The organism is Paractinoplanes hotanensis (genome assembly GCF_023717965.1).
Classification (GTDB): Bacteria; Actinomycetota; Actinomycetes; order Mycobacteriales; family Micromonosporaceae; genus Actinoplanes; species Actinoplanes polyasparticus.
In genome coordinates, this window is record NZ_JAMQOL010000021.1 from 72,226 (window position 1) to 90,264 (window position 18,039).

The 18,039-nt window shown below is 72.1% G+C and carries 18 protein-coding genes and 1 riboswitch; of the genes, 8 read left to right on the forward strand and 10 right to left on the reverse strand.

Going from position 1 to position 18,039, the window contains the following annotated elements; genetic code table 11:
• Positions 1–5 precede the first annotated feature (5 nt).
• The 4 genes from LXN57_RS17165 to LXN57_RS17180 form a co-directional block, all read right to left on the reverse strand.
• Positions 6–662 (reverse strand): putative glycolipid-binding domain-containing protein, encoded by a 657-nt coding sequence (locus LXN57_RS17165; protein WP_251799165.1) that lies wholly within the window; start codon positions 660–662, stop codon positions 6–8.
• A gap of 92 nt (positions 663–754) precedes the next feature.
• Positions 755–2,734, reverse strand: coding sequence for a DEAD/DEAH box helicase (locus tag LXN57_RS17170; RefSeq protein ID WP_251799166.1), 1,980 nt, complete (start codon positions 2,732–2,734; stop codon positions 755–757).
• A gap of 305 nt (positions 2,735–3,039) precedes the next feature.
• Positions 3,040–5,208 carry a hypothetical protein gene (locus LXN57_RS17175; protein WP_251799167.1) on the reverse strand — a complete coding sequence of 723 codons (2,169 nt, stop codon included), beginning with the start codon at positions 5,206–5,208 and terminating at the stop codon, positions 3,040–3,042.
• 200 nt (positions 5,209–5,408) lie between these two features.
• A complete protein-coding gene (locus LXN57_RS17180) occupies positions 5,409–7,121 on the reverse strand; it encodes a C40 family peptidase (protein ID WP_251799168.1) in 1,713 nt (570 codons plus the stop codon).
• Positions 7,122–7,333: 212 nt separating this feature from the next.
• Between LXN57_RS17180 and LXN57_RS17185 the strand changes: the two genes are divergently transcribed.
• The 6 genes from LXN57_RS17185 to LXN57_RS17210 all read left to right on the forward strand — a co-directional run bounded on the left by LXN57_RS17185 (position 7,334) and on the right by LXN57_RS17210 (position 11,778).
• Positions 7,334–7,963 carry a hypothetical protein gene (locus LXN57_RS17185; protein WP_251799169.1) on the forward strand — a complete coding sequence of 210 codons (630 nt, stop codon included), beginning with the start codon at positions 7,334–7,336 and terminating at the stop codon, positions 7,961–7,963.
• A gap of 26 nt (positions 7,964–7,989) precedes the next feature.
• On the forward strand, positions 7,990–8,418 hold the full coding sequence (locus tag LXN57_RS17190; RefSeq protein ID WP_251799170.1) for a hypothetical protein: 429 nt from the start codon (positions 7,990–7,992) through the stop codon (positions 8,416–8,418).
• 12 nt (positions 8,419–8,430) lie between these two features.
• Positions 8,431–8,742: a DUF4229 domain-containing protein gene (locus LXN57_RS17195; protein WP_251799171.1), complete on the forward strand. Its 312-nt coding sequence runs from the start codon at positions 8,431–8,433 to the stop codon at positions 8,740–8,742.
• Positions 8,727–8,864: riboswitch (cobalamin riboswitch) on the forward strand. Its footprint overlaps the gene before it by 16 nt.
• Before the next feature lie 109 nt (positions 8,865–8,973).
• Positions 8,974–9,909 carry an ABC transporter substrate-binding protein gene (locus LXN57_RS17200; RefSeq protein WP_251799172.1) on the forward strand — a complete coding sequence of 312 codons (936 nt, stop codon included), beginning with the start codon at positions 8,974–8,976 and terminating at the stop codon, positions 9,907–9,909.
• Between the two features lie 16 nt (positions 9,910–9,925).
• A complete protein-coding gene (locus LXN57_RS17205; RefSeq protein WP_251799173.1) occupies positions 9,926–11,005 on the forward strand; it encodes a FecCD family ABC transporter permease in 1,080 nt (359 codons plus the stop codon).
• Positions 11,002–11,778, forward strand: a complete 777-nt coding sequence (locus tag LXN57_RS17210) for an ABC transporter ATP-binding protein (RefSeq protein ID WP_251799174.1) — start codon at positions 11,002–11,004, stop codon at positions 11,776–11,778. Before LXN57_RS17205 ends, LXN57_RS17210 begins: the two co-directional genes overlap by 4 nt.
• A 14-nt stretch (positions 11,779–11,792) precedes the next feature.
• Here the strand turns inward: LXN57_RS17210 and LXN57_RS17215 are convergent, their stop codons facing one another.
• The 6 genes from LXN57_RS17215 to LXN57_RS17240 form a co-directional block, all read right to left on the reverse strand.
• On the reverse strand, positions 11,793–12,542 hold the full coding sequence (locus LXN57_RS17215; RefSeq protein WP_251799175.1) for a VOC family protein: 750 nt from the start codon (positions 12,540–12,542) through the stop codon (positions 11,793–11,795).
• A gap of 50 nt (positions 12,543–12,592) precedes the next feature.
• Positions 12,593–13,333, reverse strand: coding sequence for an ABC transporter permease (locus LXN57_RS17220; RefSeq protein WP_251799176.1), 741 nt, complete (start codon positions 13,331–13,333; stop codon positions 12,593–12,595).
• 53 nt (positions 13,334–13,386) lie between these two features.
• The gene (locus tag LXN57_RS17225) at positions 13,387–14,265 is read right to left on the reverse strand and encodes an ABC transporter ATP-binding protein (protein WP_251799177.1); all 879 of its coding nucleotides are present in this window, start codon (positions 14,263–14,265) and stop codon (positions 13,387–13,389) included.
• Positions 14,266–14,281: 16 nt separating this feature from the next.
• Entirely contained in the window at positions 14,282–14,596 is a 315-nt protein-coding gene (locus LXN57_RS17230) for a winged helix-turn-helix domain-containing protein (protein ID WP_251799178.1), read from the reverse strand.
• Positions 14,593–15,225: a transporter gene (locus LXN57_RS17235; protein ID WP_251799179.1), complete on the reverse strand. Its 633-nt coding sequence runs from the start codon at positions 15,223–15,225 to the stop codon at positions 14,593–14,595. The genes LXN57_RS17230 and LXN57_RS17235 overlap by 4 nt, the downstream gene beginning before the upstream one ends.
• Positions 15,226–15,298: 73 nt before the next feature.
• Positions 15,299–17,293: a HelD family protein gene (locus LXN57_RS17240; protein WP_251799180.1), complete on the reverse strand. Its 1,995-nt coding sequence runs from the start codon at positions 17,291–17,293 to the stop codon at positions 15,299–15,301.
• A gap of 206 nt (positions 17,294–17,499) precedes the next feature.
• Between LXN57_RS17240 and LXN57_RS17245 the strand changes: the two genes are divergently transcribed.
• Together LXN57_RS17245 and LXN57_RS17250 are read left to right on the forward strand one after the other, a co-directional pair.
• A complete protein-coding gene (locus tag LXN57_RS17245) occupies positions 17,500–17,730 on the forward strand; it encodes a YlcI/YnfO family protein (RefSeq protein ID WP_251799222.1) in 231 nt (76 codons plus the stop codon).
• Complete coding sequence (locus tag LXN57_RS17250; protein ID WP_251799181.1) at positions 17,730–18,032, forward strand: type II toxin-antitoxin system PemK/MazF family toxin; 303 nt, start codon at positions 17,730–17,732, stop codon at positions 18,030–18,032. Before LXN57_RS17245 ends, LXN57_RS17250 begins: the two co-directional genes overlap by 1 nt.
• Positions 18,033–18,039: the final 7 nt, after the last annotated feature.

Sequence of the window (18,039 nt, forward strand, 5' to 3'; positions counted from 1 at the left end):
GCCGTTCAGGACCTGCGCTTGGGGTGCGGGTCACCAACCCGCTCGGCCAGGCCCGGATAGTCGATCACGAAGCCGTCCTCGTCGATGGTCAGGTCGGCGCTGAACGTCTCGTTCGCGAAGCGGACCCGGCCCTCGCCCAGCGCGGTGTAGATCTGGTCGGCCTGCACCACCTCGAGGCTGGGCAACAGCACCCAGGCCACGCTGAGCCGGTGCGCGACACCGACGCCGTCGGCCGCGGGCCGGTGCAGCCGGAGGCGGCGGACCGGGAGCGTGTTGGTCAGCGGCGAACCGGTCAGATCGACGTCGAACGCGCCGTAGAGCAGATCCGGGTCCTCCAGGCCGGGCAGCCCGGCCCCGGCGTGCCCCGCCGCCGACAGGACAGCGTCGAGGTCACCCTGCTCGGCAGTGGTGGCCCGCCAGGTGCCGGCGGCCAGTTCGAGGCGGAGGGAGCGGGCCCAGCCGGCGCCCTCCGTGGCCACGTCGAAGTGCGCGGTGACCCAGCCGGGATCCGTCCGTAGCTCGTAGCGGCAGCTGTAGGGAACGGGATCGACCGCGAGCGCGGTTCCGCGGGCGTAGAGGCCGTTCGTGGCGTCGAGCAGCGTGTGCTCGGAGCCGGGAGTGTCCTTACGTTGCCAGAACAGGGAAGCGGGCAGCAGCGACATGTCTTCTGTGTACCCGGCCGGACGGCCCGGGAAAAGCCGGACGCCCGGCACATCGAAGTGCCGGGCGTCACGGATGGTGCTTATGGGGTTGTTCAGTAGCTGCGAGCCGGGCGCGGCGTGCCGAAGCGGCCCGCGGGGCCCTCACGGCGGTCGTTGCGCTGGTTGCTGTCGCGCCGGAAGCTGCCGGCCCGCTCGCCGTTACGGCCGTAGCCGGTCTCGCCGCGCGGACGGTCGCCGCCGCCGCTGAAGCCGCCGCGGTCGCCGCCGCCGCTGAAGCCGCCACGGTCGCCGCCGCCGCTGTAACCACCGCGGTCGCCGCCGGAACGCTCGCCGAAGCCGCCCCGCTCGGGACGGTCGCCGTACGACCGTTGCGGACGGTCACCGCGGGGGCGGTCACCGAACGAGCCGCGCTCGCCGGCTGGCCGGTCGCCGTAGGAACGTTGCGGACGGTCACTGCCGGGACGGTCGTCGTGGGACCGCTGCGGACGGTCACCGTACGACCGCTCCGGACGGTCACCACGCGGACGGTCGCCGTACGAGCCGCGGGGACGGTCGCCGTACGACCGCTGCGGACGGTCGCCGAAGCGGCCGCGCGGGCGGTCGCCGCGCTCGCGACGGGGCTCCGGCTCCGCGACCACGGGGACGCCGCTCGGTGCGGAGGCGCCCGTGATCTCGGCCAGCTTCTCGTCGCCCAGGCGCACCCGCGTCTCGGTCGGCGCGACGCCGGCCTTCGACATCATGGCCTGGGTGGTGCGGCGCTGCTTGGGCAGGACCAGCGTGACGACCGCGCCGGACTCGCCGGCCCGGGCGGTGCGGCCCGCACGGTGCAGGTAGTCCTTCGGGTCCTTGGGCGGGTCCACGTGCATGACGAGCGAGATGCCGTCGACGTGGATGCCGCGGGCGGCCACGTCCGTCGCCACGAGGACGTTGGTGCGGCCCTCCTTGAACTCGGCGAGCGTGCGGGTGCGGACCCGCTGGGTCTTGCCGCCGTGCAGCGCACCGGCCCGGACGCCGACCTGCCGCAGCTGCTCCTGGAGCCGGTCGACGCCCATCTGGGTGCGGGCGAAGACGATCGTCTTGCCGGTCCGGTTGGCGATCGAGGCGGCGATCGGGAACTTGTCGTGCGGCGGGATCAGCAGCAGGTGGTGATCCATGGTGGACACGCTGGCCTCGGACGGGTCCGTGGAGTGCGTGACCGGGTCGTGCATGAACCGCTTGACCAGCGCGTCGACGTCACCGTCGAGAGTGGCCGAGAAGAGCAGCCGCTGCGCGTTCTCAGGGGTCTTGGACAGCAGGTCGGTGACCTCGGGCAGGAAGCCCATGTCGGCCATCTGGTCGGCCTCGTCGAGAACGGTGATCTCGATGTCGTCGAGCTTGCAGGCGCCCCGCTCGATCAGGTCGCCGAGGCGGCCCGGAGTGGCCACCATGACCTCGACGCCGCGGCGCAGGGCGTCCATCTGGCGGTCGTACGGAACCCCGCCGACGGCGGTCTTGAGGAAGACACCGACCGAGCGGCCCAGCGGCATCAGCGCGTCGGCGACCTGCATGGCCAGCTCACGCGTCGGCACCAGGATCAGGGCCTTGGGGTGGTGGGGGCGGGCGCGTCCGCCCTGGGCGACGCGGGCCAGCAGCGGCAGGCCGAACGCCAGGGTCTTGCCGGAGCCGGTCTGGCCCCGGCCGAGCACGTCGCGGCCGGCCAGGGCGTCGGGCACCGTCGCCGCCTGGATCTCGAACGGGGTGGTGATGCCCTCACGGTTGAGGACGCGCACCAACTCGGCCGGAACGCCCAGCTCGGCGAAGCTGGGAAGGACAACGGGGGTCTCGACGGTCTCGACGACCTGCGCGGTCTCGACGGCCGGCTCGAGGGCCTGCGCGGTCTCGACAGCCTGCGCGGTCTCGGCGGCCGGCTCAACAGCCTGTGCGGCCTCGACAGCCGGCTCGGCCGTGGCGGAGGTCTCGTCGGCCGGGGCCTCGATGACCACGGTCTCGGTGGTCTCGACGGCGGGCTGCTCGTCGGTGGAACGGGTTTCGAAGACGGACGGGAACGTGCTGGGATCAGCGAAAGTGGTCAAGAGAACCTCTCTACGGGGGCGCATGCTCGCGAATGGCCCGCCGTGGCTGCTGAGAGCCGACCGCTGAAATGCCCGCAAGAACGCCCGTGGCATGCCAGGGGGGCACGCCGCTTAATAACTGTCATAAGTGTACGGCTCAACGTTTGGCACGCCGACCGCATTCCGCGCTGGTAGTGGGCAGGCTCACCCCTGACCTGGCGCACGCGGACCGCACGGAAAACGAGCCCGGCGCACAAACCATGCCAGCGTAGGTCGTGATCGGCCCTACGCCAAATCGGGGGCCCGGCCGGGCCGGTCGTCCCGGGTCAAGAGAATACGCCGCCGATCCAGTCGCTGAACGAGCTGCCGGCGGTCAGCAGGAACACAATGCTGACCGTCACCAGCAGGCCCAACACCACCAGCATGGCCACCGCGACCTTGAGGTTGCCGCGGCGCCGGTCGATGACCTCGTCCCGCCAGCCCTGGGCCAGGATGTGTCCGGTTAACGACCCGGAATTCTCCACCGCGTTGGTCGAGACGGGCATGGTGGCGTCGATCGTCTCGTAGCCGCCGGTGCCATACACCGTGCCCGGCTGCATCCGCTGCTGCGGGACGGCCATCGTCGGCTCGGGATCGAAACCCGGCGGGTAAGCCGGGACGTCGCTGACCCGAGTGGCCGATTCTGTGGGTACGACCTGGGTCGGCTCGGCCGGCGGAACCGGGGAACCGAACGGCTGAGGTGATCTCGCTCCGAACGGCGACTGGTTTCCGTGCGGCTCGCCGACCCCGAACGGGGTGCTGGCGGGCGCGGGGCGGCTCGAGGTGGATGGCGGCACAGTGTAAGAGGGTAGGCCGGTGCCGCCCGTCGCGATCATCGGCGGCGGCGGGACGACCGGTTGCGGCGGGCCGGGCACCGGGCTCGGACCGGGCGGCGGCGGAGTGGGGCTCGGGCCGGGGCCGGGCGGCACCGGGGACGGGCCGGGGCTCGGCGGCACCGGCGAGGGCCCCGGACCGGGAGGTGTGGGAGAGGGGCCGGGGCCGGGCGGGATCGGGCCGGGCGGCGTGGGGCTGGGCGACGGGACCGGCGCGGGATCGGGCGTCGGCGTGGGGCCGGGCGTCGGCGTCGGGAACGGGCCTGGGGTGGGCGCCGGGAAGGGGCCGGGTGTCGGCGGGGCCGGGACCGGATCGGGCTCGATCGGCTCGGGGCGGCCGGGCGGCGGCGTCGGCTTGGGCGGCTGGGGGCGCGACGGCGGCGGCGTCGGCTTGGGTGGCTGAGGGCGCGACGGCGGCGGCGAGGGCACCGGAGCGGGACGCTCGGGCTCCGGGCGGCCCGGCTCGGGATCGGCCGGGTCGCTGGGCTCGGTTGCCTGCGGAGCTGCGACCCGCGCCCGTGCCACCACTGACCGGCTCTCTTGACCCGGCGCGGGTGGCGCGGAGGCCGGGGCCGAGGTAGGCGCGGGAGGCCCGGAGGCCCAGGCGGGGACGGGAGGTGCGGAGGCCGGGGCCGAGGTAGGCGCGGGAGGCCCGGAGGCCGAGACGGGGACGGGAGGTGCGGAGGCCGGAGCCGGCGGGGCCGAGGTGGGGGCGGGGGGCGCGGACGCCACGATCGGCGTGCCGGGGGCCGGCGGCGTGGAGGCCACGATGGGCGCGGACGGAGCTGCGGAGACGGGGGCCGAGGCGGAGACCGTCGGGGTCACGACCTTGGCGCCGGACGCGCCGCTGCTGCCGTAGACCTTGGCCTCACCAGTGCCCCAGCCGGTCGCGCGGACGGCGTCGGCTGACTCGGGGTTGATCGACCCGGGCACGCTGGCGCGGGCGGCCCCGGTGCCGAGCGTCGTCGGCAGGCGCCGGCTGGCACCGTCGACCCGCTCGGGAAAGAATTCGGAAGCGGCCGGGCTGGTCGGCCGGGCCGACCCGACAGCTCTGCCGTCGCTGCCGGACTTGCCGCTGCCGCGGGACGGGCCGTCGGTGTCCGACTTGCCGCTGCCGCGTGACGGGCCGTCGGTGTCCGACACGCCGCTGTCGCGGGACAGGCCGTCAGTGCCGAATGCGCTGTCGGTGTCAGACGTGCCGCCGCCGCGGGACGAGCCAACGGTGCCGAACGCGCCGTCGCTGCCAGACTTGCCGCTGCCGCTGCCGCTGCCGCTGCCGCTGCCGCTGCCGCTGCCGCTGCCGCTGCCGCGGGACGGGCCGGCGACGTCCGACTCGGCGCCACTGCCAGAGATGCTCGTGCCGGCGGAACTCTTGGTACCGGCGGAGCCGCTAGCGCTGGCGGAACTGCTGGAACCGGCGGAGCCATTGGTGCCGGCGGGGCTGCTGGAACCGGTGGAGTTGCTGCCGCTGCCTGCGCCCTCGCCCGGCTTCTTGGCGGCCCATAGGGCACCCGGCGCGGGCGGCGGGGGAGGGGCATACCCGTCCTGATCGCCGACCACCGGCGTCCCCGCAGCGGACGGCTTCTTGCCGTCGCCGTCCGAGTTCGCCTGCCGCTCGTCCATGGAACCTCCCGACCGCCGCGTGCCGGCGGATTCGGTCGCCGGGCGCTGCCCCTAACCGTGCCATATCCGCGCGCGTCAGCACACCCGGCATCAACCGGACCATGCCCCCGGCCGGGCGTTGAGCACCGGAAAGGAAAATTTCGAGCACCTCGTGGCGGACGCCGGCCCGCCCACCGAGACCGAAGCGGACACCCCGCGCCTCAGGACCCCGAAGAGGACGCCGGGGCCGAACCCTGGGACGACTCGGTGGCGTTGGCCGAGCTCGTCGTGCGGGTCGGGGTCGAGGCCGAGCTGGACTGACTGCCGGAACTCGAGCCGTCCGACGGGCTTTCCGAGTCGCCGCCACCCGCGGGCGGCGCCGTGGTTGCCGGCGGGTCCGTGTTCGGCGGGTTGGTCGTCGGGTCGGGGTCGGGCGCCTTCGTGGTCGTCGGCGGTGTCGACGGGGTGGTCGGTGGTGTCGACGGGGTCGTGGGTGGTGTCGACGGGGTGGTCGGTGGTGTCGACGGGGTCGTGGGTGGCGTGGACGGGGTGGTCGGTGGCGTGGACGGGGTGGTCGGTGGTGTCGACGGGGTCGTGGGTGGCGTCGACGGAGTCTTGGGCGGGGTCGTCGGCGTGGTCGGCGGCCTGGTGCTGGTCGGCGGGGTCGTCGGCGTCGGGTTGTCCGGCGTCGTCGGCGGATCGGGATCGGGAGCGCCGAGCTCGGGGCCGGGCACGATCCCCTCGATCGAGCCGAAGACGCGGGTGGCCTGGAACAACCGGGACCAGCGGACCGGCGCCAGCCGCACGTTGAGGCCGGTGCGCGGGGCCTCGACCATCATGCCGTTGCCGGCGTACATCGCGACGTGGTGGATGCCGCGCCAGCTGTTGGTGCTGCTGAAGAAGAGCAGGTCGCCGGGGAGCAGCGAGTAACGCGACACGACCCTTTGGCGGGTCTGCCAGTACTGGTCGCGCGAGACGCGGTTGAGCTGGAAGCCCACCGACCGGTAGGCCGCCCACATGAGACCGGAGCAGTCGTACTCGTCGGGGCCTTCCTCGGACCAGACGTACGGGTCGCCGCGTTGAGCCAGCGCGAAGTTGAGCGCCCCGATGGCCTTGGCGTCGGCGCCGCGACCAGCCTCGGGACCGGCCAGATAACCCGAGCCGAGCGCGCTGTCGACGCCGGCCTGGCTCGCCTCGGCGGCGGCCAGCGCGTCGGCGTTGGCCAGCTCGAGGGTCTGCTGTGCGGTCTGCTTGCGGGCCAGCTGGGTCTGGAGGGTCTTGTAAGCCGTGGCGAACTCGGTCTGGCGCTCGCCGCTCAGCGCCTGTTCGTCGAGCGCGAGCTGCGCGGTGACCTGGGCCAGTTCGATCTGGCGGGCGATGGCCTGGGCGGTGCCCTGGCCACGCTGCAGACGGGCCAGATCGTCGAGGCTGTTGGCGCCGCCGACGCCACCGGGCGGCAGGCCGGCGGCGTCGATCACGGCCTGGGCCGCGGCGTCGGCCGCGGCCGCCTGCGCCTGCTGGAGGTTGGCCGACGCCTGTTCGTACTTCAGGCCGGCGGCCTCGGCCTGCGCCTTGGCCAGGTCACGATCCTGCTCGGCCTGGATCAGCTTGTCGCCCAGGGCCGCGATCTCGTTGCGACCCTTCTCGATCCGCTGGAGGGCCGGGTTGGTGGCGGCCCCGGGCAGCGACGTGATCGTGCTCGTGGTGGGCGCCTTCTGGCCGGGGAGCGTCAGGGTGCCGAGCGCCGCCGGGCGGGCGCCGACATCGGGCACGGCCAGGTTGAATGTGTCCTGCGGGGCGGTGGCCGGGTCGGCCAGGGCGGGAACGGGCTGGAACAGGGCGGCAATGGTGGCGGCAACGGCGGAGAACGCAACGGGGCGCCACCAAGGGTGTGCGTTGCGTGATCGCCGGACACCGACTCTTGCTGTCGCCATGTGCTCCCCGTCCCGTCGCGCCGCTTCGCGCCGCGTGCCGTCCCCCTAAAGACTTACATCAAAGCTCGCATGCCTGTCGATTGATCCCAGGTGAAAGAAGACTGGGAATCCGGCGAACGGCACCACGCGGGCACCCGCCGGACACCGGCGCCCGGCGGTTCGGGGGAGGGGAGAAGTACTCTCGACGGCAGTTGTCGAGAGGGGCGCAGCAGATGGATGCCGGATTGAAGCGTGAGCTGGAGGCCAAGGTCTATGCCGGCGAGCGGCTGAACCGGGCCGACGGCGAGGCCCTCTACGCCTGCGACGACCTCGCCTGGCTCGGCCGCCTGGCCCACCACCGGCGCACCGAGCTCAACGGCGACCGGGTGACCTTCAACGCCGGCCCGCAGTCCGAGGCCGCCTCCATGATCTACGGCCGTCTCGAGAGTGCGGGCGACCGCGTCGATCACGTGCTGCGGCTGCGCGACCAGCAGGACCGAGCGGGCGACGTGCCGGCCTTCGCCCCGGTGCGGCACCAGCCCGAGGGCGAGGCCAGGGCGGCGGCGCCGACCGAGACGCTGAAGACGTTCGCCGTGTCCCGGCTGCTGCTCGACAACGTGCGCCACGTGACGTGTTCCTGGGCCATGCACGGCCTGCCGGTCGCCCAGCTCACACTCAACTTCGGCGCCGACGACCTCGACGGTCCCGAGGGGGCCGCCGACCGCGACGAGGTGCTCACCCTCATCTGGGACGCGGGCTTCCGGCCGGTCGAGCGCGACGGCCGCCACGAGGTCGTGACCGAGCACGAGCCGGCGCCCTCCCTGGCCCTGCGGCGCAGCGAACCGCAGCAGGTCTGGGCCTGAGCCGGGCGCGTACCCTGCAAGGTGTCATGACCGACACGAAAAGCACCCGCCGCCCACGCCGGGACGCCAGCGGACGCCTGGCGACCATCGGCGACCTCGTCGGCACCGCGCTGGCCGGGCTGGTGACCGGGGCCGTCCTGCTGTTGATCCTCGAGGCGATCCTGTCGCTGACCCGGGTCTCCGAGTTCGGCAACACCAGCGGCTGGCTCGCGATCATCCTGCCGGTGTGGCTGTTCGTCGAAGAGTTCCGGGCCGAGGGCTACGGCGCCTCGCGCGTTGTGGTCGCTCTGCTGGGCACCGGCTTCGCCGTGGCCGCCGGCATGACGATTGCCGGCCTCGCCGCCACCCAGTTCCCGACGCTGGTCAGCGGTCTGTTCGGCGCGGCCGCCTTCACGGTGGTCTATTGCCTGATCTGGTTCTACGGCCTGCGGTGGCTCAGTCACCGCGTGGGCTGACGAGAGGGAGACATGAGCCCCGCCATCAAATACACGCTCGGCCGGATCGGCCTGTTCGTGGTGGTTCTCGCGCTGCTCTCGCCTCTCCCGCTCAACCTCCTGGTGACCGGCATGATCGCGATCCTGGTGTCGGCCGTCGCGTCGTTCTTCCTGCTCGCCAAGTGGCGTAACGAGATGAACGAGCAGCTCGTCGGCGCCGCGGGCCGTCGCTCGGCCGAGAAGGAGCGGCTGCGCGCCGCGCTGGCCGGTGACGAGGAAGCGGCCGCCGAGGGCGACCGGGCCGCCGCTCCGCAGCAGGAGAAGAGCGCCGAACCGCCCCGTTGATCAGGGGTGGGATAGCGTCGGAGGGACCGCGTTCAGCGAAGCCGGTGTGAACCCGGCGCTGTCCCGCAACTGTGTGACCTCCTTCGGGGTCGAGCCAGGTCGCCTGGACGCCGGTCGCGAACAAGCGCTCCCGGGGAGGGGCGCCTCGCGGACAGACCACCCCTGAGGCCCTGTCGGCGAAGCACCCGGCCGACGCCCGTCGGCACAGCACCCGGCCGACCGGAGGACCTCATGAAACGTGCACTGACAGCCGCGCTCGCGGTGACCACGCTGCTGCTGGCCGGCGCCTGCGGCGGCAACGACGACACGACCGGGCCCGCGGGTGGTCAGCCGTCGGGCGCCGCCGCCGCGTCGTACCCGGTGACGGTGGGCGACCTCACGCTCGACCAGCGACCCGAGAAGATCGTCTCGCTGAGCGCGACGGCCACCGAGATGCTGTTCGCCATCGGGGCCGGACCGCAGGTGACGGCGGTCGACGATCAGTCGAACCACCCGGCCGACGCGCCGAAGACCGACCTCTCCGGCTTCAAGCCCAACGCCGAGGCGATCGCGGCCAAGGACCCCGACCTGGTGGTGCTCTCCAACGACATCGACAAGATCGTCGCGCAGCTCGACCGGCTGAAGATCCCGGTGCTGCTCGTCGCGGCCGCGGCTGACCTCGACGACACGTACCGGGAAATCGGTGACCTGGGCACGCTGACCGGGCATCGGGCGGAGGCCGACGCGCTGACCGACCGGATGAAGGCCGACATCGACAAGATCGTCAAGGACGTGCCCGCCCGCAGCGCGCCGCTCAGCTACTACTACGAGCTCGACCCGACGCTCTACACGGTCACCTCGAAGACGTTCGTGGGCTCGATCTTCTCGCTCTTCGGCCTGACCAATGTGGCCGACGCCGCCGACCCGGACGGCGCCAAGGGCGGCTACCCCCAGCTCTCGGCGGAGGCGCTGGTCAAGTCCGACCCGGACACGATTTTCCTGGCCGACACCAAATGCTGCCAGCAGTCGGCGCAGACCGTCGCCGCCCGCAAGGGCTGGAACACGATCACGGCTGTGCGGACCAAGCAGATCTTCCCGCTCGACGACGACATCGCGTCCCGCTGGGGCCCGCGGACCGTCGATCTCGTGCGCGCGGTGGCCGACGCCGTGGCCAAGGTCCCGGCGTGACCGGAACGGCTGGGCGGTGACCACCACGCTCCGCGAGAACCGGGGCGGGGTCCGGCCGGCTGGTCTGCGAGCGGGCTGGCTGGCCGGTGGTGTCGCGGCCGTTCTGATCGCGCTGGTGGCGGGGCTGGCCTTCGGGTCGGTCGCGCTGCCGCCGGGCGGCGTCGCCATCGAGCTTCTCAACCTGATTCCGGGCGTCCAGCTGCACAGCGGCCTCACGGCCCGTGAGGTCGCCATCCTCACCGAGCTGCGGCTGCCCCGGGTGGTGCTCGGACTGCTGGTCGGCGGGCTGCTCGCGCTGGCCGGCGCCGCGTACCAGGGCGTGTTCCGCAATCCGCTGGCCGACCCGCACCTGCTCGGGGTGGCTGCCGGCGCGGGTCTAGGCGTGACCGCGGTGATCTCGTTGCGAGCCGGGGCTTCCGGCGACGCCACCGCCAACCTGCCGATCGGGGTGCCGGTGGCAGCGTTCGCCGGTGCGCTGCTGGCGGTCGCGCTGACCTGGCTGCTGGGCGCGGCCGGGGGCCGCGACCGCTCGCCGGCGACGCTGATCCTGGCCGGGGTGGCGGTCTCGTCGTTCCTCGCCGCCGGGCAGACCTATCTGATGCAGCGACACGTCGAGACGCTGCGCGAGGTCTACTCGTGGCTGCTCGGGCGGCTGGCCACCGCGGGCTGGCACGACGTGCTCATCGTGCTGCCGTACGCCGTGGTCACCGCCGTCATCGTGCTGGCCCAGCGGCGCGAGCTCGACGTGCTGACCGTCGGCGACGAGGAGGCAACCGGCCTCGGCCTGCACCCGCAGCGCAGCCGCTACCTGTTGATCGTGGCCGCCTCGCTGGGCACCGCGGCGGCGGTGTCGGTCTCGGGGCTGATCGGCTTCGTCGGCATCATCGTCCCGCACACCATGCGCCTGCTGGCCGGCTCGAGCTACCGGTCGATCCTGCCGCTGTCGGTGCTGTTCGGCGGCGCCTTCCTGGCGCTCGCCGACCTGCTGGCCCGTACGGCCGGCGGGCAGGCCGAGATCCCGATCGGCGTGGTCACGGCGTTCTTCGGGGCGCCGTTCTTCATCGTGGTGCTGCGCCGCAGCCGGGGGACGTCGTGAGCGCTCGGGCGATTCGTGTTCAGGATCTTCGCGTACGGCTGGACGGGAACTTGATCGTGGACGGCGTCGCCCTCGACGTGTCCCGGGGCGAGTGGGTCACGGTGATCGGGCCCAACGGCGCGGGCAAGTCGACGGCGTTGCGCGCGATCGGCGGCCTGTTGCCCTGCACCGGCACGGTCGAGCTCGACGGCGCCCCGGTCGACCGGCTGCACCGCCGAGAGCGGGCCCGGACGATCGCCACGGTGAGCCAGTCGCCCACGGTCCCGCCGGGCATGCGGGTGCTGGATTACGCGCTCCTGGGTCGTACGCCTTATATCGCGCCGCTCGGCCGGGAGTCCGCCGCCGACATCACTGCCGTCGAAGAAGTGCTGGAGTCGCTGGATGTGGCGCGCTTCGCCGGCCGGCGGCTCGAGACGTTGTCGGGCGGCGAACGGCAGCGTGTCTTCCTGGCCCGGGCGCTGGCTCAAGGCGCGCGGATCCTGCTGCTGGACGAGCCGACGAGTGCGCTCGACATCGGACATCAGCAGGAGGTGCTGGAACTCATCGACCGCCTGCGGGCCGAGCGGGAGCTGACCGTGCTGATGACGATGCACGACCTGACGACCGCGGGCGAGTACGCCGACCGTATGGTGCTGCTGGCCGAGGGCACGGTTGCCGCGGCGGGCACGGCGCGCGAGGTGCTCACCGAGGAGAACCTCGCCAGGCACTACCGGGTACGGGTCCGCGTGGTCGAGGGCGAGCACGGGCCACTCGTCGTGCCGGTTCGCCGCTGAGTCTGTGGCGCGTGCTAGCGGGCGCCGGCGAGCACGGAGAACAGGCCGCCCTGTGCGTCGGAGAGCACCGCGTAACGGCCGATCGGCAGGGTCGTCGGAGGCTGGACCACGGCGCCGCCCAGGGCGAGGGTGTGCTCGGCCGCTACGTCGACGTCGTGCACCGAGAAGTAGACCATCCAATGCGGACTGACGTCGTCCGGCCAGAGGTCGTGCAGCATCGGCTGGATGCCGCAGACCGGTGTCTCGTGCACCTTGGCGACCACGTACGGAACCCCGGACATCGAGCTGTTGCGGAACTGCCAGCCGAACACCGACTGGTAGAAGGCCATCGACCCGTCCAGGTCGCGGGTGTTGAGCTCGTTCCAGGTGAGCGCCCCGGGCACGTCGAACAGCTCGGCGCCGCGCATCGTGCCCGGCTCCCACACGCTGAACGGCGCGCCGCCCGGATCGAGGAAGGCCGCCATCCGCCCCTGTTCCTGCACGTCGAACGGCGGCACCAGCACCTTGCCGCCGTTGCCGGCCACCCGGGCGGTGACACCGTCGGCATCGTTCGTACCGATGTAGGTGCTCCAGGCCGTCGGCTGGCCGGCGCCGTAGAGCGGGCCGGCGCCGGCCACCGGAAGACCGTTCAGGGTGAAGGTGACGTAGTCGCCGGAAACCTCGGCCGACCAGCCGAACAACGAGGTGTAGAACCTTTCCGCGTCGGGGAGGTCGGCGGTGCCGAGATCGACCCAGCTGGGTGCTCCGGGAGTCGATGGGGTCATGGCCGCATCGTCGCACCGTGCACCTTTGGACGGGCTTAAGTGTCGATGTTCTAGCTGAATCGCCGACCCTCATCGCGTCGATAGGCCCATAGGGCTCCCCCACCGAGCACCGCGGTCCAGCCCACCAGCGCGGCGATAGATCGGAAATCGTACGGAATATCGCTCACAGCCGCCCACATCAGCCGGGCCGCCCCGCCGGTAGGCAGATAGGGCGCGATGTTCTCGACGATGCCGGGCGCCAGGCCCGGGCCGGTCATCAGCCCGCCCAGGAACGCGAGCGGGAAGAACAGCACCTGGGCGACGACGATCGCGGCCTTCTGCGGCATCGAGTAACCGATCGCGAGTCCCATGAGGATGAACGGGACGGCGATGACGACGGTGGTCCCGGCGGCGATCAGGAAAGCGAGCGGGGTGACCGTGGCCTCGGTGAAGAACGCGGCGATCAGCACGACCGGCACCAACGAGACCGCCATGAGGCAGAGACCGGAGAGGATGCGACCGGCGAAACGGGGCATGGCCCCGGCGGGCAGGGTCCGGACGTACGGATCCCAGGGTTGGGCCCGGTCCTCCGCGACTCCGGCGCCGTGCTGGAAGAGGTTGGTCGTCATCACCGAGAACGTGATCATCGAGACGGTGGCCAGGGTCGCGTACTCCGCGTTGTCGCCGACGAACGGCACCACGAAGGCGAGCATCGCCGCCGAGGGGAAGAACGCGCTGCCGAACACGGCGATCGGGATGCGGATGGTCTCGAGCAGCTGGAAGCGGGCATGGGTGACCGCTAGAGATGACATGGAAGCTCAGCCTTCAGTCCGATAAGGGGCGGTTGGAAGCGTCCTGGGACGAGTCAAGCGGCTGCGGGTTCGCGGGTCAGCGCGAGGAACGCTTCCTCCAGCGAGGTCGGGCGCACCTCCAGATCTTCGAAGCCGACGTCGTACGTGACCAGGTCGCGCACCAGCCGGTCGGCGTCACCGGTCAGCAGGTGCAGGCGGTCGCCCTCGCGTTCGACGCCCGTGACGCCGGTCAGCTCGGGCAGGGGCCCGCGGACGGTCAGGCTGACCCGGCGGACGGCGACCAGGCCGCGTACGGCGTCGACCGTGTCGTCGGCGAGCACCCGGCCACCCCCGATCACCACCACCCGCCGGGCGAGGGCCTCGATCTCTTCCAGGTAGTGGCTGGTCAGCACGACCGTGCCGCCCTCGGCCGAGAACGAGCGGATGCCGTCCCACAGCAGGCGCCGGGCCTGCACGTCGAGACCGGTGGTGGGCTCGTCGAGGAAGACCATGCGGGGCCGGCCGACGAACGCGAGCGCGACGGCGACACGGCGCTTCTCACCGCCGGACAGTCCGCCGGTCTGCCGTCGTACGAGACCGGTGAGCCCGAACCGGTCGAGCAGCTCGGTCTTGGGCAGGGGATTGTCGTAGTGGGCGGAGACGAAGTCGACGACCTCGCCGACGCGCAGCGAGGCGGGCAGCCCGGTCTCCTGCGGGGTGACGCCCAGCTGCCGGCGGCTGCCGGGCCGGCGCGGGTCGCCGCCGAAGAGCTCGACGCGGCCGTCCGACGGCCGACGGATGCCGGTGAGCAGGTTGACGAGGGTGCTCTTGCCCGCGCCGTTCGGCCCGAGCAGGCCCACCAGCTCGCCGGCCCGGACCTCGAACGAGACCCGGTCGAGCGCTATCTTGTCGCCGTAGCGGCGGGACACGTCGAGGGCGCGGGCCAGTATCACGACTTCTCCTCAGGTCTCAGGGGTTCAGCAGTGCACGCAGCGCCGCGGTGTAGTCGTCGAAGGCCAGCCGCCCCCGGCGGGTAAGCCGCACCAGGGTGGCCGGAGTCCGGCCGTGATGGGTCTTGGTGACTTCGACGTAGCTTGCGTCCTCGAGCTTGCGCAGGTGGACGGAGAGGTTGCCGGCCGTCATCCGCAGCGATTCCTGCAGCTGGGGGAAGGTGATCCGGTCGTCCTCGCGCAGCACCGAGAGGGCGGAGACGACGCGGAGCCGGGCCTGGGCGTGGATCACCGGGTCGAGCTCGGTGACCAGCGGGTCGGATTGTTCGGTCATCGCAGCCGCAGCCAGCCGATCAGGCCGGCCGCGATCATGCCGCCGCCCCCGGCGACCCCGACGATCAGCGAGTGCCAGCCGGGGCCGATCAGGATGCCGGCGATGTTGATCAGGCTGGTCCAGACGCCGAGGATGAACATCTGGCGGTCGTTCCAGACGGCGGCGCCGGCCATGTACATCGCGCCGGTCAGCGCCACCATGCCGCCGGCCCACAACAGGCCGGCCTCGTCCTCCGGCAGCACGTTGCTGAACTGCGAGAAGAGGACGGAGAACGCGGTGAACGCGACGGACCAGCTGATGCCGTACATCGCGCCCTGACGGTTGCTGGGGCCCATGACGCGGCGGCTGACCCGGCTGCCGGCGATGCCGGTGGTGACGCCCGCCGCGATCATGAGGAGCGCGAGGGCAGCCAGCGGAAGCCAGGCCGGCAGGTCTACGAAGACCCGGTCGCCGGGGCCGAACCGCAGGAAGAACAGCGTGAAGCCGACGAGCCAGGCGATGCCCCACGGCCAGAACATCAGGCGCGGGTCGGGCGAGAGGTCGCGGCCCACGTTGGCCCGCTCGCGCTCGATCAGGGCGAGCGACTCGGCCGGGTCGAGCGGAGGGGCGTCATCGTCGATCGGGGTCATGCAAAGAACTTTACCACGCAAAGTCAAAGAGGTTTGCGCCATAAAGTTGATTCGCGCCGTCTTGGTTCGGTGATCAGCCCAGCGGGCTGGGTAGCGGCTTGGCGTGCACCACGGAGAGCCGGGAGACCGCGCGGGTGAGCACCACGTACAGCCGGTTGAGGCCCTTGGGTTCGGCGGCGACGATGTCGGCCGGCTCGTGGACGACCACATGGTCGTACTCGAGGCCCTTGACCACCGTGGCCGGCACCACCGTCACCCGCGCCTCGGAGTCGACGTCGTCGGGAGTCGCGTTCTCGATGCCCGCCGCCGCGAGATGATCCCGCAGCCGCTCGACCGCCGCGTCGGCCGCGATCAGCGCGACCGAGCCCTCATGGGCCAGGGCCGCGGTCACCTCGACCAGAGTCTCGGCGTCCAGATCGGACAGGTCGGCCACCGGGACCACGGCCAGCTCGCCGTCGCTGCGCAGTGACACCGCCTCCGGCACATCGACGCCGAGCGCCGGCAGCAGGCGGTTGGCCAGGGTCAGCACCGAGGCGGGCACGCGGAACCCGATGGTCAGCGGCACTACCGCGGCCTCCGGTTTGCCCAGGTGGCCCAGGGTCTCGCGCCACTCGGCAGCGGCCCACGGAGCGGTGCCCTGGGCCAGGTCGCCGAGCACGGTGATCGAGCCGTGCTCGCTGCGCCGGGCGATCGCGCGGGCCTGCATGGGGGAGAGGTCCTGGGCCTCGTCGATCACCACGTGGCCGAAGCTCGTCTCGCGTTCCAGCAGTCCGGCCGCCTCGTCGACCAGCAGCAGGTCGGCCGGGCTGAACCTGGCCGCCTTCACCGTGCGCGGCGGCTTGGCCCAGCGGATGGCGGCCCGTTCCTCGTCGTCGAGCACGCCCTCGGGCGGATCGGTCAGCACCTCGGCCACCAGGGCTTCGGGCGTCACAGCGGGCCAGGCCGCGTCGAGGAACCCGGCCACCGGCGGCACCTTGCTCATCTTGCGCAGCCAGGCGTCGGTCGGCGAGTTGCCGGTGCGGTACTCCGACTGGCGTTGCAGCAGGCCGACCACCCGCGCCCGCACGCGCTCGCGGCCCACCGCGTACGGCAGTCCGTCGCGCCGCGCCTCGTCGACGATCCGGCGCAGCGGCTCGGCGTCGATGCGCCACCGGTACGAGCCGTCCGACACCATGATCGGCTCGGTGGGCTTGGCCAGCCTGCGCCACAACGCCCGGCGCAACACCTCGGCCATCCGCACATCGTGCTTGACCAGGGCCGCGGCCGGGCTGTCGACCGCGCGCACCGGCGCGCGCCCGACGAGTTCCTCGACCGTGGCCTGCTGCACCTCGACCTCGCCGAGCGCGGGCAGCACGGCCGAGATGTACGACAGGAAGGCCGTGTTCGGCCCGGCGATGAGCACGCCCGAGCGCCGCAGTCGTTCCCGGTGCAGATACAGCAGGTACGCGGCCCGGTGCAGGCCGACGGCGGTCTTGCCGGTGCCCGGGGCGCCCTGCACGCAGATCGAGTCGGCGATCTCGGCCCGCACCAGTTCGTCCTGCTCGGGCTGGATGGTCGCCACGATGTCGCGCATCGGGCCGACACGCGGTCGCTCGATCTCAGCGGTCAGGATCCGGCTGCTGGTGCCGAGTTCCTCGCCGCGGTCGAGGTGCTCGTCCTCGAAGCTGGTCAGCTCGCCCTTGACGAAACCGAACCGGCGGCGGGTCGCAACGCCCTGCGGGTCACGGACGCTGGCGCGGTAGAAGGAGCGCGAGAGCGGCGCGCGCCAGTCGAGCACCATCGGCTCGCCGGCGTCGTCGGTGACGTGCCGCCGCCCCACGTGGTAGGCGGCTTCCTCGATGTCGAGGCGGCCGAAGAAGAGCGGAGTGGTCGGGTCGTCGGCCAGCTCCTTGACGCGGCGTGCCATGTGCCGGCCGAGCTGCTCGGCGGTGTAGGCGTCGCCGGCCACACGGTCGCCGGTCGAGAAGAGGGCCTCGGCCCGGCCGCGCATGCGAGCCAGCGCGGCGCGCGACTCGCTGAGGTGCCGGCGTTCGGCGGTGAGTTCGGTGTCCAGGTCGAAGGCGGGCACGGTTCATCCTCAGGCAGGGTGTTCCTGGCTGCTCGCGTATCCGAGAGCGCATCGGGTCGCCCTCGGCGCGCGGGACGTCCGCTGCGGTGCATTCTCACCACGGCCGTCAAGCGGCGGACAACGTTACGCCCCGTACGCTCCCCTCTCCACCTATTTACCATCGCGTCGTGGTATCAGGTCGCATCCCACAGCGGTACCGTATAGGTATGACTACTCAGATTGCCGTTCGCCTGCCGGACGAGCTGATGGACTTCGTCGACGGGCAGGTGAGTTCCGGTTCTGCCGCCAGTCGCGCCGCAGTGGTCGTGCGTGCTCTGGAGCGGGAGCGCCGCCGCGCCGCAGCCGAGCGTGACGCGGCCATCTACGCCGAGAGCGAGGGCGACGACCTCGACGACCTCGCCGCATGGGCCGGAGCCCAGCCGTTGGACCTCGACTGATGCGACCGATTCACCTCGCCACCCTCGACAAGACCCGCCCCGTGCTGGTGCTGACCCGTGAGCAGGTGCGCCCTTATCTGAAATTCATCACCGTCGCGCCCATCACCAGCACGATCCGCGGGCTCTCCACGGAGGTTCCGGTCGGCAAGGAAAACGGCCTCGGCCATGACTCGGTGGTGTCCTGCGACAACATCACGACGATCCCGCGGTCCGCGATCGGCCGGCGGGTCGGTTATCTGCTGGCCCCACAGGAACTCGAACTGGCGGAAGCGATCGTGGCCGCCTACGACCTCGAGCCCTGAGGCGTGG

What these genes read in the sequence shown, in the direction of transcription:
- LXN57_RS17165 (WP_251799165.1), bottom strand. Translation starts at nt 662, where the DNA reads ATGTCGCTGCTGCCCGCTTCCCTGTTCTGGCAACGTAAGGACACTCCC.
- LXN57_RS17175 (WP_251799167.1), bottom strand. Translation starts at nt 5,208, where the DNA reads ATGGACGAGCGGCAGGCGAACTCGGACGGCGACGGCAAGAAGCCGTCC.
- LXN57_RS17180 (WP_251799168.1), bottom strand. Translation starts at nt 7,121, where the DNA reads ATGGCGACAGCAAGAGTCGGTGTCCGGCGATCACGCAACGCACACCCT.
- LXN57_RS17185 (WP_251799169.1), top strand. Translation starts at nt 7,334, where the DNA reads ATGGATGCCGGATTGAAGCGTGAGCTGGAGGCCAAGGTCTATGCCGGC.
- LXN57_RS17190 (WP_251799170.1), top strand. Translation starts at nt 7,990, where the DNA reads ATGACCGACACGAAAAGCACCCGCCGCCCACGCCGGGACGCCAGCGGA.
- LXN57_RS17195 (WP_251799171.1), top strand. Translation starts at nt 8,431, where the DNA reads ATGAGCCCCGCCATCAAATACACGCTCGGCCGGATCGGCCTGTTCGTG.
- LXN57_RS17200 (WP_251799172.1), top strand. Translation starts at nt 8,974, where the DNA reads ATGAAACGTGCACTGACAGCCGCGCTCGCGGTGACCACGCTGCTGCTG.
- LXN57_RS17215 (WP_251799175.1), bottom strand. Translation starts at nt 12,542, where the DNA reads ATGACCCCATCGACTCCCGGAGCACCCAGCTGGGTCGATCTCGGCACC.
- LXN57_RS17220 (WP_251799176.1), bottom strand. Translation starts at nt 13,333, where the DNA reads ATGTCATCTCTAGCGGTCACCCATGCCCGCTTCCAGCTGCTCGAGACC.
- LXN57_RS17230 (WP_251799178.1), bottom strand. Translation starts at nt 14,596, where the DNA reads ATGACCGAACAATCCGACCCGCTGGTCACCGAGCTCGACCCGGTGATC.
- LXN57_RS17235 (WP_251799179.1), bottom strand. Translation starts at nt 15,225, where the DNA reads ATGACCCCGATCGACGATGACGCCCCTCCGCTCGACCCGGCCGAGTCG.
- LXN57_RS17245 (WP_251799222.1), top strand. Translation starts at nt 17,500, where the DNA reads ATGACTACTCAGATTGCCGTTCGCCTGCCGGACGAGCTGATGGACTTC.
- LXN57_RS17250 (WP_251799181.1), top strand. Translation starts at nt 17,730, where the DNA reads ATGCGACCGATTCACCTCGCCACCCTCGACAAGACCCGCCCCGTGCTG.